Genomic DNA, 14,217 nt, shown 5'->3' with positions numbered 1-14,217 from the left:
GGGCCAGCACGCCGACGGCGGCCCGATCGGCCACGCTGACACCCGCGCCCGCACCTGCCTCAAGATCCACAAGCACGCAGGCTACCGGCCACGCGACAACCTAAACGACCGGCATTGCGGCTAGGCGAGCTTTTCGGCCACCGCGCGGATCCACTCCTCCGACCACGTGAGCTCACCGGACCGGAGCGCCGCCAGAACGCCCTCGACCCACTTCAACTCCGCCTCGCGGACCGCGATCGAGTATTCCTCGTCCAGGAGGAACAGCCGCGGCAGCTCCGGCGCGGCCCGGAGGGCCTCGCGGTCGGCCGCCAGCGAGGTGGCCAGGTCGGCCGCCCGCTTCGCCAGCCCGGCCGTCACGTCCTCCGGAGTCAGGACCATGAGGGTGGCGAGCGCGGCCGGGAACTCCGGGAACTCGCGGGCCGGGCTCGCGAGCATCTCGGCGGTCCAGGTGCGCAGTGCGTCCCGGCCGGCATCGGTGATCTCGTAAACCGTGCGTTCCGGCCTGCGCTCGTCGCGGGCGGTCTCCCGGACGGCGATGAGCTCGGCGCGCAGCAGGCGGTCGATCGTCTGATAGACGCTGTTGCGTTGCGCCACGTTCGCGATCCGGTCCTTGCCGCGCTCCTTGATCATCTCGCGCATCCGGTACGGGTGCATCGGCTCCTCCGCCAGCAGGGAAAGCAGCACGAGTGCCAGCACGGACCGCCGATGGATGCTCCTCACCATGGGACAGACCTTAGTACCCCTTGCCCGAAGAGTCATTCTATGTATAGTCATAATATGACTAAAACGAAGGCATTGATCATCGGCGGCGGTGTGGCAGGGCCGGTCACGGCGATGGCGCTCCAGAAGGCCGGCATCGACGCGACCGTCTACGAGGCGTACGACCGCGGCGCGGATGGCGTCGGCGCGTTCCTGACCCTGGCGGTCAACGGCATCGCCGCGCTCGGCACGCTCGACCTGCACACGATCGTGCGCGACAAGGGGTTCGCGACCACGAAGATGTCCATCGGCATGGGCGGGAAGAGATCGATGGCGGAGTTCGGCTTCGGCGCAGCGCTACCCGACGGGACCGGCACGCAGACCATCACGCGCGCCGCTCTCTACAGCTCGTTGCGCGACGAGGCCGTGCGGCGCGGCATGCCGATCGAGTACGGCAAGCGGCTGGTGGCCGCGACGCCGGGAAGGGATGGCGTGACCGCCACCTTCGCCGACGGCAGCACCGCGCACGCCGACCTGCTCATCGGCGCCGACGGCCTGCGCTCGACCGTCCGCGCGATCATCGACCCGAACGCGCCGGCACCGAGGTACGTACCGCTGCTCAACACCGGCGGCTATGCCAAGGGACTGCGGCTCGACGCCGAGCCTGGCGAGATGCACATGGTCTTCGGGCGTGGCTGCTTCTACTGCTACCTCGTCCACCCCAACGGCGACGTGTGGTGGTTCGCCAACCCGCGCCAGCCAAAGGAGCTGCAGAAGGAAGAGCTGGCCGTCGTCGGCGAGGACCAGTGGCGTGCCAAACTGCTCGACCTGTTCACCGAGGACGACGGCCCCGCCCGCGACCTCGTCGCCGCGAGCGACGAGCTCTTCGCGGGCTGGAACACCTACGACTTCCCGAAGGTGCCGACCTGGCACCGCGACCGGATGATCATCATCGGCGACGCGGCACACGCCACCTCGCCGGCATCGGGCCAGGGCGCATCGATGGCGATCGAAGACGCGGTCACGCTCGCGAAGTGCCTGCGCGACGCGGACGGCGTGCCCGCCGCCTTCACCGCGTACGAGTCACTGCGCCGTACCCGGGTGGAACGTGTTGTAGCGCAAGGGAAGCGCAACGGCGACGGCAAGACGCTCGGCCCCGTGATGCGGCACGTGCTGCCGCTGATCTTCAAACTGCACAAGCCGAACCCGGAGTCCATGGACTGGATGTACGGTCACCGCATCGACTGGGACTCATCGGCGACGGCCGCGCGGTGATACCGGCAGTGCCAGAGTCGGCAATGGCCGACCGATCGTCTGGTGTCGACGGCGTGCCGGGGACGGCGCTCGACTGATCCTTGACGCGAATCCGCAAGTATGTGTGGATAAAGCGCCGTCGAGCGGAACCTGGGAGGAGAAGCATGGAGATCGGGCTGAAACGGCTGATCGACGAGGATCTGGCCGCGCACGTCGAGGAAAGCAGGAAGTTCAACGCCGCCTCACGGGCCGCCGCCGCCGACCAGCCGATGCCCGACCCGGCCACCCCCGAAGGTCTGCGGCAGATCCGCGAGCGGCTGGCTTCCACCGCCCAGGCCGGCGGCAAGGCCGTCGACCGCCTCGCCGAGGCCGGCGGGCGCCAGGTCCCGGTGCGCATCACCGTCCCCGAGGGAGGCGAGATCCGGGGCGTCTTCCTCGACATCCACGGCGGGGGCTTCTACCTCGGATCGGCGGCCTGGGGCGATGACCGCAATGCCCGCCTGGCCGAGGCCCTCGGGGTGGCCGTCGTGAGCGTCGACTACCGGCTGGCGCCCGAGCATCCGTGGCCCGCGGCTCCCGACGACTGCGAAACCGCCGCCCGATGGCTCGTGGAGCACGCCGAATCCCTGTTCGGCACGGGGAAACTGGCGATCGGCGGAGCGTCGGCGGGAGCCAACCTGACCGTGGCCACCCTGCTCCGCCTGCGGGGCCTGGGTCTGGCCGAGCGGTTCACCGGTGCGGCCCTGCTGTACGGGGCCTACGACCTGAGCGGGCGATCTCCGGGCGGGCGGCTGATCGCCGACGAGTTCTTCGTCCAGGCGTACGCGGGTCACGTCGCCGACCGGACCGACCCCGACATCTCACCGCTGTACGGCGATCTCACCGGCCTGCCACCGGCCCTGCTGGTCGTGGGCGGGCTGGACAAGGCCCTTGAGGACAATCTGGCGATGGCGGCCCGGCTCTCCGCCGCGGGCGGCGACGTGGACGTCCGGGTGTACCCCGAGTCCGTGCAAGGCTTCATCTCCTTCCCGACCGCGATGGCCGCTGCCGCCGTTCGGGATGTCGAGTCGTGGCTCGGTGACCGGCTGGCCGAGGAGTAGGCCGTCCCTCAGGAAGAGGGCCTGGATTCGTCGAGCAAGCCCAGGTAGCGGCTGAGGTGGGTGGCCGCATCGAGCATGGCGCGGCCCTGCGCCGTGAGCTTCCGCTGCCAGTCGGCCAGGGCGCGGGACAGCGCCTCGGTGCCGCCGGCGGTCCGGATCTGCTGGACCACGGTGGAGATGTGCTCCAGCGGGTAGCCACCGCGCCGGAGCATGTGGGCGAGCTCGGCGTCGCGGATGTCGCTCGCGCGGTAGCGGCGGTATCCGGTGGCCGGGTCTCGCGCGGGGACGAGGATGCCGGCGTCCTCCCAGTTGCGCAGGGTCGCGGGCGTGACGCGGAGCCGGTGCGCGAGTTCGCCGATGTTCAGCGGCACGGCGGCTTCCGGCCGGTCTGGGGCGGCATCGGGCTCCGCCGTCAGGTGATCCACCGCTTTCCGTACCGCATCGAGGGTTTCGCGGTCGCGGAGCAGCTGGCCGTGGCCGCGATCGATGATCAGCAGGGCGTGGTCGAGCGCGTCGTCGTGGAGCGCGTTCATGATCCGCCCGCCGGCCGCGTGGCCGTACGCCGAGACGAGGGCGAGGTAGGCGCGCAGGGCCGCCGCGTGCAGCTGGGTGTAGACCCGGTAGCCGCTGTGCGTGCGCTCGGCGGGCGGGAGGCACCCGTCCCGCTCGTAGTTGCGCACCGCCTGTGTCGAGATGCCGTGCTCGCGCGCGAGGTCGGCTGGTCGCAAGTTTCTCACCGGTTTGAGACTTTACTGCATCACTCCCTGGCCAGTGCTTCGGAACTATCAAAAGAGCTTTCAAAGATATGATTCAGACACATGAGTCAGGACATCAACGACTTCGTGACCCTGCCGTGCGACCTGCTGGCCTTCGGCGAGCCGACGCACCTGGAACAGGGATTCGGGCGGCTTCGCAACCAACTGTTCGCCCAGCTTGCCGACCGGGGCTTCCGGTCGATCGCCCTCGAGACCGATCGCGTGGCCGCGCTCGCCGTGAACGACTACGTCCAAGGGGGAGCGGGCACCCTCGACGCGGCGATGAGCGAGGGTTTCTCCCACGGCTTCGGGGAATTCGACGCCAACCGGCGGCTGGTCGCCTGGATGCGCGAGTACAACGAGAGCCGCCCCGCGGAACAACGACTGGTCTTCCACGGCTTCGACGCCGCCATGGAGATGATGAGCGCGCCCAGCCCGCGCAGCTACCTCGAATTCGCCCGCGACTACCTGGGAATCGACCTCGACCTCGCGGGCCTCGTCGGTGACGACGAGCGGTGGAGCCGCACGGAGGCGATCCTGGACCCGGCCATGTCGGTCGGCGCCACCGCCGAGGCGGAGAAGCTGCGATCGATCGCCGACGACATGCTCACCACGTTCTACGTGCGCGCACCGGAACTGATCGCGGCGACATCGCGCGCCGAGTGGTTCAGGGCCAAGACGCACCTCACCTCCGGTCTCGGCCTGCTGCGATACCACAGGCAGTCGGCGAAGCACCTAGAGCAGAGCGCGCGGGTCGCAGGCTTGTCCGCCATCCGGGATGCGCTCATGGCCCAGAACCTCCTGGAGATCCGGGACATCGAGGCCCGCCGCGGCGCGACGCTGGTCTTCGCGCACAACCTGCACCTGAAGCGGGGCCCGAGCTACATGCGCTTGGGAGACATGGACATCAACTGGTCCGGGGCCGGCGCCATCCTCGCATCGCTGCTCGGCGCGCAGTACACCTTCGTCGCGGGCAGCCTGGGCCGCAGCGCCGCCATCGGCCTCGGAGAGCCCGAGCAGGACACCTACGAGGGCGCCCTGCAGAGCCGCATCACCACCTGGGAGCTGACGAAGGCCGCCTCGGTCGCGGCGGCGCGCACGCGCACCGACACCACGCCGGAGCAGGGCTACTTCCCCCTCGACGGGGCGATCCTCGGCGCGGCTGACGCGATCTTGCACATCGCCGACGGCGCGATCCCGGAGTGACGTGACCGGAGCTGCGGGTGGCGGGCGGGGCTGCCGCCCGCAGTCCAGTGCTGCCGTTCGCGGGATTGCCGTGCGATGATCCGCGTCGCTACTATCCATCAAAACGGTTTTGATGGTTACGTCGAGGTGCGTTTGAGATGACCGACCGACTCGCCGAGCACGCGCCCCCGGAACCCCGCGATCGCAGTGCGCACAACACGCTGGTGCTGGTGGTGTTCACCGCGATCACCAACCTGGCCGACGGCGTGATCAAGATGGCGTTGCCGCTGATCGCGACGACGCTGACGGCCTCACCCGCCGCGGTGGCGGCGGTGTCGATGACGCTGACGCTCCCGTGGCTGCTGGCGGCGCTCCACGTGGGCGTGCTGGTCGACCGGTTCGACCGCCGGAAGCTGTTGTGGCTGGCCAACTCGCTGCGCCTGCTGACGCTCGCCGCGCTGCTGCTCGCCCAGTTCTCCGGCGCGATCAGCCTGCCGCTGCTGCTGGTCGGCGGGGCGGTTCTGGGCATCGCGGAAGTGGTCGCGCTGACCTCGGCGATGGCACTGACGCCGACGGCGGTCGGCCCGCGCTGGCGGGAACGGGCCAACGCCTGGATCGCCGGCGCGGAAACGGTCTGCAACGAGTTCTGCGGCCCGTTCGTCGGCGGCCTGCTGCTCGCCGCCGGAAGCGCCTTCGCGCTCGGCGCCACCGCCGCCGGGTACGTGCTGGGCACGGTCTTGCTGGTGTTCCTCGTCGGCCGGTTCCGCGTGCCGCCGACGGCCGGGCGGGAACCGGCGAGCGTGAGCCGCCAGATCGGCAGCGGCCTGCGGTACCTGTGGCGGCAGCGCCTGTTGCGACTGATGGCCCTGGTCCTGACCGTGCTGTGCTCCTGCTGGGGAGCGTGGCTGGCGCTGATGCCGCTGATGGCGACCACGGTGCTGCGCCTGGACGCCCGCGAGTACGGGGTGCTGCTGAGCGCGCTCGGCATCGGCGGCCTGGTCGGCGCGCTGACGGTCACCGCGGTGAACGGGCTCATCGGCCGCCGGTGGGCCCTGTTCGCCGACCTCGTCGGCACCCTGGCGATGGTGGCGGCGCCGGTGCTGACCACGGAGTTGTGGATCTTGGCCGCAGGCGCGTTCCTGGGCGGCATGGGCGGCACGCTGTGGGCGGTCAACGCGCGCACCATCGCGCAGTACCTGGTCGGCCCGGAGTTGATGGGCCGCTACAGCGCGGCGGCGCGGCTTTTCAGCTGGGGCGCGATGCCGGTCGGCGCCGGAGCGGGCGGGCTGCTCGCGGAGTTCGCCGGCATGCGCGCGGCCTTCGCCGTGTTCGCCCTGGCGGTCCTGATCGCCATGCCGGTGTTCCTGCGCACGGTGACCCCGCAGGTCCTGGCCGGCGTCGAGGAGGCCAAGCGGCGCCAGCTCGCGGAAGTCGTCGCCTGACAAGCAGAACGAGGCCCCCGCCGCAATTTCCATTGAAATCGAACCTTCGATTTCAATGGAAATTGCGGATCGCGCTGTGCTGCAGGAGGTTTGGTCAGATGGTGTAGGTGGTGCCCGCGTGGACGACCTCCACGGGGCCGTCGAAGGCGTCGCGGGCTTCCTGGGCCAGCGCGTCCTGGTCGGTCCACGGCGAGTAGTGGGTGAGCAGCAGCCGGCGGGCCCCGGCCGAGGCCGCCGCGGCGCCGGCCTGCTTGCCGGACAGGTGCATTCCGGTGGGCTGGTCGGGGAAGTCGAGCCAGGACGCCTCGGACAGCAGCACGTCGGCTCCCTCCGCGAGTTTGGTGATCCCGTCGCTGGGACCGGTGTCGCCGGTGAAGGCGAACACCCGGCCTTCGGCTTCGACGCGCAGGCCCCAGGTCGGGCACAGGTGGTCCACCGCGAACGCGCGTACCTCGAACGCCCCGATGCGGACCGGTTCGACCGGCGGTTCGAGGAACTCGACGACGTCCGACAGGTCGGTCGAGGCGAGTTGCTCCGCGTTCGGCGCGTACAGGGCGGCCAGCCTGCTCGGTGCTTCCGGCGGCGTAGACGGGCATGCGGTGCTGCTTCGGGTCGTAGGGCTGGTTCGGCCGGAACCGCAGGTACACCATCAGTGGGGCGAAGTCCGCGCAGTGGTCGGGATGCAGGTGCGTCAGGAACAGGGCGTTGATGTCGAACGGGTCGATCCACTTCTGCAGCGGCCCCAGCGTTCCGTTCCCCAGGTCGATCACGATCCGGCTGTCGCCGGAACTCAGCAGGTATCCGGACGACTGCGATTCCGGCGACGGTGCGCTGCCGGAACAGCCGACGACGGTCAACTCCACGGGATCACCTCACGAGCGGCTCCGCGCCGACGACCGGCGCATCGGTCGACTGGCCGCGGCACCGGGCGAAGTGGCCGGTGCGGCCAGGAATTCACGGCGCCGAGTATCGGATTCGGCGCGGTCCGCCGCCCGCCGAGAACCCGAACGGTCGACGCTCGCGCGCACCCCGGTCGTGGCGACCACGGGCCCTGTTCGGGTGCGGCGGTTGCCTGCGCGATGATCGGGAGGTGGATGCCAATGCCCCGGACGGCCGCGCCGGTATCGACGCCGCCCTCGTGGAACGCCTCATCGATGCGCAGTTCCCGCAGTGGAGCGGCCTGCCCGTGACGCCGGTGGAGGTCGACGGCTGGGACAACCGGACCTACCGGCTCGGCGCGGACATGACGGTGCGGCTGCCCACCGCCGCCGGTTACGTTCCCGCGATCGCCAAGGAAACCCGCTGGCTGCCGCGGCTGGCGCCGTCGCTGCCGGTCGCCGTGCCGCCGATCCTGGCCGAAGGCGCCCCGGGCGAGGGCTACCCGTTCCCGTGGTCGGTGCGCGGGTGGTTGCCCGGTGAAACAGCCGATCGGGGCCGCATCGACGACATGTCGCAGTTCGCCGCTTCGCTGGCGGAGTTCATCAAGGCCCTCCAGCGCTGCGACGCCACCGGAGGCCCGCTCGCCGGAGCCCACAGCTTCTACCGGGGTGCTCCGGTGCGCCACTACGACGAGGAAACCCGCCGCTGCCTGGCGATCCTCGGCGAGCGCGTCGACTCGGCCCGGGCCGCCGCCGTCTGGGACGCCGCCCTGGCGACCGAATGGCGCGACGAGCCCGTCTGGTTCCACGGCGACATCGCCCACGGGAACCTGCTGGTGGACAACGGGAATCTCGCGGCCGTGATCGACTTCGGGACCTCGGGTGTCGGCGACCCGGCCAGCGACCTGGTGATCGCGTGGACGTTCTTCTCCGGCGAGAGCCGCCGGACGTTCCGCGACGCGGTCGGCCACGACGAGGCGACCTGGGCGCGCGCCAGGGGCTGGGCCCTGTGGAAGGCCCTGCTGACGCTCACGGGGTGCATCGACGAGGACCCGGTAGAAGCCGCCGCCCAACGGCTCGTGATCGACGAAGTCCTCGCCGACCACGACCTCTTCGGCGGCAGACAGTCCCTTGTGGACTGAGGTGGGGAGCGTGCGAACCAGCCTCGCCGGTTCCGCGGCAGCTGTTGGACGAGCTGCACACCGGCTACCTGCTGGACGCCGCCCTGCTGCGCCCGGAAAGCCTGGCCGAGGCATGGGAATGGGCGATCGAGCAGCGGCTCGGGGTCGCCAGCCTGCTCGTGCCGGGCGACGTCGAGCAGACAACGTGGCGGGCCTTCGACTACCTCGCCGATGCCGCGGACGCGAACGTCGCCGACGTGCCCGACGCCGTGTGGCGCGGTGCCCTCGACCACGCTTCCGACGACGAGCGGTGGATGATCGGGCGCGCGGCCTACGACGCGAATCGTTGGGACGTGGCCGAATTCGCGTGGTGGCCGCTGGCGGAGCGGGGCGAGAGCCGAGCGATGAACAACCTCGGCATCCTGCTCGAGAACCGCGGCGACCACGAGGCCGCGGCGAAGTGGATCGACCGGGCGGCCGACGCCGAGAGCGACGTGGCGATGTTCAAGGTGGCGATGCGGCTGCGGCGGGAGAGCCGGGGGCGGTTCAGCCTCGTCAGCGCCGAGTACTGGCTGCGCCGGGCGGCCGAGGCCGGGCACGTGCCCGCCATGTACGAGCTGGCGCACGTCCTCGATTCCGGCGCCTCCATGTCGAAAGCCTTCTCCATGCTCTCGCCGAGATGGGCAGAGGAGCGGCTGGCCGAGACCGAGATGTGGTTCCGGCGGGCGGCCGAGGCGGGTGACGCCCGGGCCGTCACGGGCCTAGCGGAACTGCTGCTCGACGCGGGTCGACTGGACGAGGCCGAGACGTGGTTCCAGCGGTTCGCGGACACGGGAAACCCGGACGGCTTGTACCGGCTCGCGGTCGTGGCCATGCGCCGCGGCGATTCGCACGCGGTGGAATCGGCGCTGCGCGATGCCGCCGGAGCGGGGCACGCGCGGGCTGGTTACGAACTCGCCGGGCTGCTCCGGCGACGCGGCGAGTTCGACGAAGCGGACCGTCTGGCCACCCGGGCGATCCGCCACGAAACCCGCGCGATGAGCGACTCGATCTCCGCGCACATCCGAAACCGCTGAACCCTGGGGTGGTGCTGGTGCTGTTCGAGGTGTTGGGACCGGTGCGGCTGGCGCGTGACGGCGGTGCGGCGGTCGCGGTCCCGGGGGAGTTGCGCCGTCGCTTGCTGGCGATGCTGTTGGCGCGAGCCAACGAGCCGGTCTCTGCGGACGCGCTGGTCCGGGCGTTGTGGCCCGACAGGGCCGCCGCCGACCGGCGCGCCCGGCTCCAGCTCCAGGTCCACCGGCTGCGGGGCCTGCTCGACGATCCGGGGCGGTTGGGGTTCGGCCCGGACGGCTACTGGCTGCGGGTGCTTCCCGGTGAGCTGGACGCCGACCGGTTCGGCGCGCTGCTGGACGAAGCGGAACGCTCCGACGACCCGCGGCACGGCGCGGCGCTGATCCGCGAATCGTTGGCGCTGTGGCGCGGCGAGCCGTACCAGGGCGTGGACGTCGCGGATCTGCGCGGCGAGGTGCAGCGGCTCGTCGAGCGCCGGCTGGCGGCGTTCGAGGAGCTGTACGCCGCCGAGATCCGTTGCGACCGGCATGCCGCGATCGTCGGTGAGCTCGCCGACTCGCCGGACGGCATCCGCTGCGGGAACGGCTGCACGCGCTGCTGATGACGGCCTTGTACCGGGGAGGGCGGCAGGCCGACGCCTTGGCGGTTTACCGGGACGCACGAAAGCTCCTGGTGTCGGAGCTCGGCATAGAGCCGGGGCCGCAGCTGCGATCGTTGGAAGCGACGATCCTGGCCGGACGGCCGCTGGAGCCGGACCCCGGGCCCGCCCGCGCCGACCCGGCGCCGGTGAGCGCGCACCAGCAACTTCCCGCTGATATCAGGGACTTCTGCGGTCGCCGGGACCAGCTGCGGGTTCTGCACGAGGAGTTGTCGTCGCCCGGAAGCCCGACGGCCGTGGTGATCCGGTCGATCGAGGGCATGGGCGGGGTGGGGAAGACGCGGCTGGCGCTGCACGCGGCGCACCGGTTGGTGGCCACCGGCCGGTACGCGGACGTCCAGCTGTACGTCGACCTGCACGGGCACGCCGATCGACTGCCCGCGTATCCGGCTGCGGTGCTGGCGTCATTCCTGCGGCTGCTGGGTGTGCCGGGAGACCAGATCCCGGACGGGCTGGACGAGCGGGCGGCGCTGTACCGCGACCGGCTTTTCGGCAGGAAAGCGCTGGTGTTGCTGGACAACGCGGCGAGCGAGGACCAGGTGCTCCCGCTGCTGCCCGCGAGCCCGGAAAGTCTGGTGCTGATCACGAGCCGACGAGCGTTGGCGGTGGATGGATCCCGAGCGCTGGTGCTAGATGCGTTCACCCGCGCCGAAGCGGAAGAGCTGCTCGTGCGGCTGGTCGGCGAAGACCGGGTGCTCGCCGAGCCGGCGGCGGTCGAGCGGGTCGTCGGGCTGTGCGGTCGGCTGCCGCTGGCGATCGCGCTGGTCGCCCGCCGCATGCAGTCCCGGCCGCGGTGGTCGTTCGCGGAGCTGGCCGGCAGGCTGGCCGAGCCCGGCAACCGGCTGGCGGAGATCGCGGCCGGAACCCGAAGGCTCCGGCCGGTGTTCGAGCTGTCCTACCGCGCCCTCGCGGCCGACGAGCAGCGGGTTTTCCGGTTCCTGGGACTGCATCCGGGCGAGGACTTCACCGCCCACTCCGTTGCGGCGCTGGCGGATGTGATGCCCACAGCCGCCCGCCGGATGCTCGATGGCCTGGCGGACGAGCACCTGGTGATCGCCACCGGCGGCGACCGCTACCGCCTGCACGACCTGATCGCCGACTACGCCCGCTCGGTCGTCGAGCAGGAGGACTCCGCCCACCAGCGGCGCGAGGCGACCGGGCGCCTCCTCGACTACTACCTCCACACCGCGGTCGCGGCGATCCAGACCATCCAGCCGCGAAAGGTGCGGTTCAGCCTCACCGGCAGCGAACCCGCGCACAGCCCCCTCCTGGAAACGCGCGAACAGGCCGAGACGTGGTTGCGAGCCGAACGTGCCTGCCTGATCGCCGCGGTCGCCTGCGCCGCGGACGGGGGCCGGTCAACGCATGCCTGGCAGCTCGCCAATGCGATGTGGGGCTTCTTCCTGCTCGACACCTACTACGAGGACTGGGCGGAGACCCATCGCATCGGCCTCGCCGCCGCCACCGCCGCCGGCGATCACGAAGGCCAGGCGGTGATGCTCACCTGGCTCGGCGGCGTGTACACGCTTCAGGGCGACTACGACGACGCGCGCGACCTGCTGGAGAAGTCGCTGGCCCTGCAGGAGGGCCACGACGACGATCTGCACATCATCGCCCACTTCTGGCTCGGCCTGCTCCACCACCGCGTCGGTCGGTATCCCGAAGCCGTGCACCACACGCAGCGATCGATGCGAATCGCCGACGCCTTGTTCCCGCACCGCGAGGTGCGGGCCGACCTCAGCGCCCAGTACGTGATCGACGCGAACCGCGACTTCGAACGGGCGGTGGCCGGTTACACGCAGGCCAGGCAGACCGGCGACCTCGCGGAGGAGGGCCGCTTCCTGGCCGATCTGTGCAACGCCTGCCGACGGCTCAACATGCTCACCGACGCGTTGGACTGGGGCGAGCGAGCCGTGGCGATAGCCGGGGAATGCGGATCGGCGACCCTCGAAGCCCACGCCAGGCGCATCCTCGGCGTCCTCTACGAGGACTTGGGACGCATCCGCGAGGCGCAGGCAGAACGAGCCCGCACGCTCGCCCTGGAACAGCAGTCGACCTGATCACGGCCGGGCCGACCGCGGTCTCGGGATTCGCTCCAACTCGCTGCTGTCGCCGCGAAAGCGCGAGGAAAGCGCGGCTTGCGACGATCTTCGGATGCGGGCGGCCGAATCGGAGGCAGGGGGCGCACGAGACGGCCGAACCGAGCTGACGAAGCGGGCAATGCCGTCGCGGGGCGTTGGCCGTGACGTGATCGGGGTTTCAGTCACGTCGGTTTCGCCGGATGCGCACCTGTTCGGAGAGGGGAACAAGGGGGGTTCAGGTTCGGATCCGGCCGTGCCGACGCAATTGGAGGCCCGCCGATCAGCATGCGAGTGCCGATCGGCGGGCCTTTCGCCGCCGCTCGTGTTCCGCCAAGCCGCTGCAACAGCTCGGGTTCAGGTGGCGAGCCTCGCTTTGCCACCACTCGACGGTCTTCGCGAGCGCTTCCCCTGCCGGGGTGGGCTCCGGCCACTCCGGGGAAGGGGTTTATAGGGCCATTCGGGTGACGCATCGGATGTTGTCCTAGATCAGCCGAACCCCTCCCCGGACTCGAGAACGTCCACTATGGTGTCGTGAAATGAGGCGCGGTAGAGGTGGTGACGCGCGTGGGGGTTCGGGTCCATGAGTTGGCCAGATCGCTGGGCATGTCGTCTCGTAGCGTTCTTGCGCGGTTGAACGAACTCGGTGTGCCGGTCCGCAGTGCCTCCAGTCTTGTCGATGGGGCGACGGCGACACGAGTCAAGGAGTCATTCGGCCAGTACGATGCTGCAACCGCGGCCGGGGCTACCACTCCGCGCCAGTCGACCTGGAACGCCGGAGCGGTTGAGCCATCGACGCACCCCGACACGTCGCGGAATCTGCAGCGGCTCATCCAGGCGTTTCCTGTGGTCGAGGATCACCAGGCGATTCTCGCCCGTTTCGGATCGCAATTCCTCTACTCGGTTACTGGCCGGGTGCCCAAGTTCGAGGACTGCGGGTACGCCCTGGTGCGGTTCAGTCAGGCCATCGAGAACGCATTCGGGCTCACCAGGGAAGTGTTCTTCTTCTACAGTCCGCACAAAGACCTGCAGATCAGGACCTTCCGTGCGGCGAAGAAAGCCCTGGTCGAGCAGCTGCAGCGTGAAGCGACTCCCGACATGATGTTTCTCTGGGCGCCCGACAAGCGTCTCCGGGAGAAGCTGGACGACTGGTCATCCGGCAACTTCTTGGCCATTCCGCTCGAGCTGTCCGACGACGGCGACCCCATCGCCTTCATCAAGCTCCTGCGCGACTACGTCTTCAAGCGCGACCTGTTCTACGAAACGACGCCGGTGCGGGGCGATCGGTTTTTCGGCCGACGACAGCTTCTGCAGAGCCTTCGCGACGACATCCGTAATCAGCGGGTCGCCGGGTTGTTCGGGCTCAGGAAGGCGGGGAAGACAAGCGTACTCTCGGAGTTGGCGCAGAACCTCTCTGGTCCTGAAACGATCTTCATTCTGCGTGACCTGGAGAGCCTGCCATCGCCTCCGGAGGACCCAGTCCCCATCCTGCTACAGGACCTGATCGATGATCTGCGTAGCGAGCTCCGGCAGCGCGGGCTGAGCACCCAGGACTTCAGCCAACTCACGGGTGACACGGGCATCTCGGATTTCAAGCGGGCGTTCCAGGCGGCCCTGCGCAGGCTGGCTCGGAGCGACATCAAGGTCGTGCTCATGCTTGACGAGATCGAGTACCTGACGCCGTCGGACCGAATCGACATCAGCGAGGGTGACATGACCTCGGTCGCCCAGCTCCTCGGGACCTTGCGCAGCCTGGTGCAGGAGAACGGTAACTTCACCTTCCTGCTGTCAGGGTTGACCAGTGCGATCATCGAGAGCGGTCGGCTATACGGTCGGCCTAACCCCAATACCGGTCGTTTAAGTGATCTTGGCTGGTCGAGGTCGGTGTCCGGTCTTGCTGGGTGCGGTGATGACGGCCGCTGAGGGGGATGGCCTGCTGTCCTGGCGCTGCTGGCGGTGGCGTGCCCGTTTGACCG

General features: G+C 69.9%; 11 protein-coding genes and 2 pseudogenes. 10 read left to right on the top strand and 3 right to left on the bottom strand.

Translation table 11 applies throughout. The annotated features are described in order from the left end of the window. Positions 1-120: 120 nt before the first annotated feature. A complete protein-coding gene (locus tag E1288_RS44250) occupies positions 121-723 on the bottom strand; it encodes a PadR family transcriptional regulator (protein ID WP_132495069.1) in 603 nt (200 codons plus the stop codon). A gap of 54 nt (positions 724-777) precedes the next feature. Here E1288_RS44250 and E1288_RS44245 point away from each other — a divergent pair, with 54 nt between their 5' ends. Together E1288_RS44245 and E1288_RS44240 are read left to right on the top strand one after the other, a co-directional pair. Beyond that, the gene (locus E1288_RS44245; protein ID WP_132495067.1) at positions 778-1,974 is read left to right on the top strand and encodes an FAD-dependent oxidoreductase; all 1,197 of its coding nucleotides are present in this window, start codon (positions 778-780) and stop codon (positions 1,972-1,974) included. Between the two features lie 143 nt (positions 1,975-2,117). Further along, positions 2,118-3,053 (top strand): alpha/beta hydrolase, encoded by a 936-nt coding sequence (locus tag E1288_RS44240; RefSeq protein ID WP_132495065.1) that lies wholly within the window; start codon positions 2,118-2,120, stop codon positions 3,051-3,053. 8 nt (positions 3,054-3,061) lie between these two features. On the opposite strand, the gene E1288_RS44235 is transcribed toward E1288_RS44240, so the two are convergent. Further along, positions 3,062-3,790 (bottom strand): TioE family transcriptional regulator, encoded by a 729-nt coding sequence (locus E1288_RS44235; RefSeq protein WP_132495063.1) that lies wholly within the window; start codon positions 3,788-3,790, stop codon positions 3,062-3,064. A gap of 81 nt (positions 3,791-3,871) precedes the next feature. Here E1288_RS44235 and E1288_RS44230 point away from each other — a divergent pair, with 81 nt between their 5' ends. After that, entirely contained in the window at positions 3,872-5,014 is a 1,143-nt protein-coding gene (locus E1288_RS44230; RefSeq protein WP_132495061.1) for an erythromycin esterase family protein, read from the top strand. Between the two features lie 137 nt (positions 5,015-5,151). Continuing rightward, positions 5,152-6,435 (top strand): MFS transporter, encoded by a 1,284-nt coding sequence (locus E1288_RS44225; protein WP_132495059.1) that lies wholly within the window; start codon positions 5,152-5,154, stop codon positions 6,433-6,435. A 94-nt stretch (positions 6,436-6,529) separates the two neighbouring features. Here the strand turns inward: E1288_RS44225 and E1288_RS44220 are convergent. Next, positions 6,530-7,205 (bottom strand): annotated as a pseudogene (locus E1288_RS44220) (MBL fold metallo-hydrolase). Here E1288_RS44220 and E1288_RS49520 point away from each other — a divergent pair. The 6 genes and pseudogenes from E1288_RS49520 (at position 7,144) to E1288_RS44195 (ending at position 14,164) form a co-directional block, all read left to right on the top strand. Further along, positions 7,144-7,518, top strand: a complete 375-nt coding sequence (locus tag E1288_RS49520) for a hypothetical protein (protein ID WP_235884247.1) — start codon at positions 7,144-7,146, stop codon at positions 7,516-7,518. The pseudogene E1288_RS44220 and the gene E1288_RS49520 sit on opposite strands and share 62 nt — an antisense overlap. Before the next feature lie 7 nt (positions 7,519-7,525). After that, positions 7,526-8,455: an aminoglycoside phosphotransferase family protein gene (locus tag E1288_RS44215; protein ID WP_132495057.1), complete on the top strand. Its 930-nt coding sequence runs from the start codon at positions 7,526-7,528 to the stop codon at positions 8,453-8,455. A 44-nt stretch (positions 8,456-8,499) separates the two neighbouring features. Then, a complete protein-coding gene (locus E1288_RS44210) occupies positions 8,500-9,510 on the top strand; it encodes an SEL1-like repeat protein (protein ID WP_132495055.1) in 1,011 nt (336 codons plus the stop codon). Between the two features lie 110 nt (positions 9,511-9,620). Beyond that, a pseudogene (locus E1288_RS50635) lies at positions 9,621-10,939 on the top strand (BTAD domain-containing putative transcriptional regulator); the annotation flags it as partial. Further along, complete coding sequence (locus tag E1288_RS50630) at positions 10,940-12,223, top strand: tetratricopeptide repeat protein (protein WP_408014316.1); 1,284 nt, start codon at positions 10,940-10,942, stop codon at positions 12,221-12,223. Between the two features lie 573 nt (positions 12,224-12,796). Continuing rightward, entirely contained in the window at positions 12,797-14,164 is a 1,368-nt protein-coding gene (locus E1288_RS44195) for a translation initiation factor IF-2 N-terminal domain-containing protein (protein ID WP_132495049.1), read from the top strand. The last annotated feature ends 53 nt before the right edge of the window (positions 14,165-14,217 follow it).

It is taken from the genome of Saccharopolyspora elongata (assembly GCF_004348985.1).
Taxonomy (GTDB): domain Bacteria; phylum Actinomycetota; class Actinomycetes; order Mycobacteriales; family Pseudonocardiaceae; genus Saccharopolyspora; species Saccharopolyspora elongata.
Note: the sequence above shows the minus strand (reverse complement) of the source record. Positions and strands in the feature narration are given on the sequence as shown.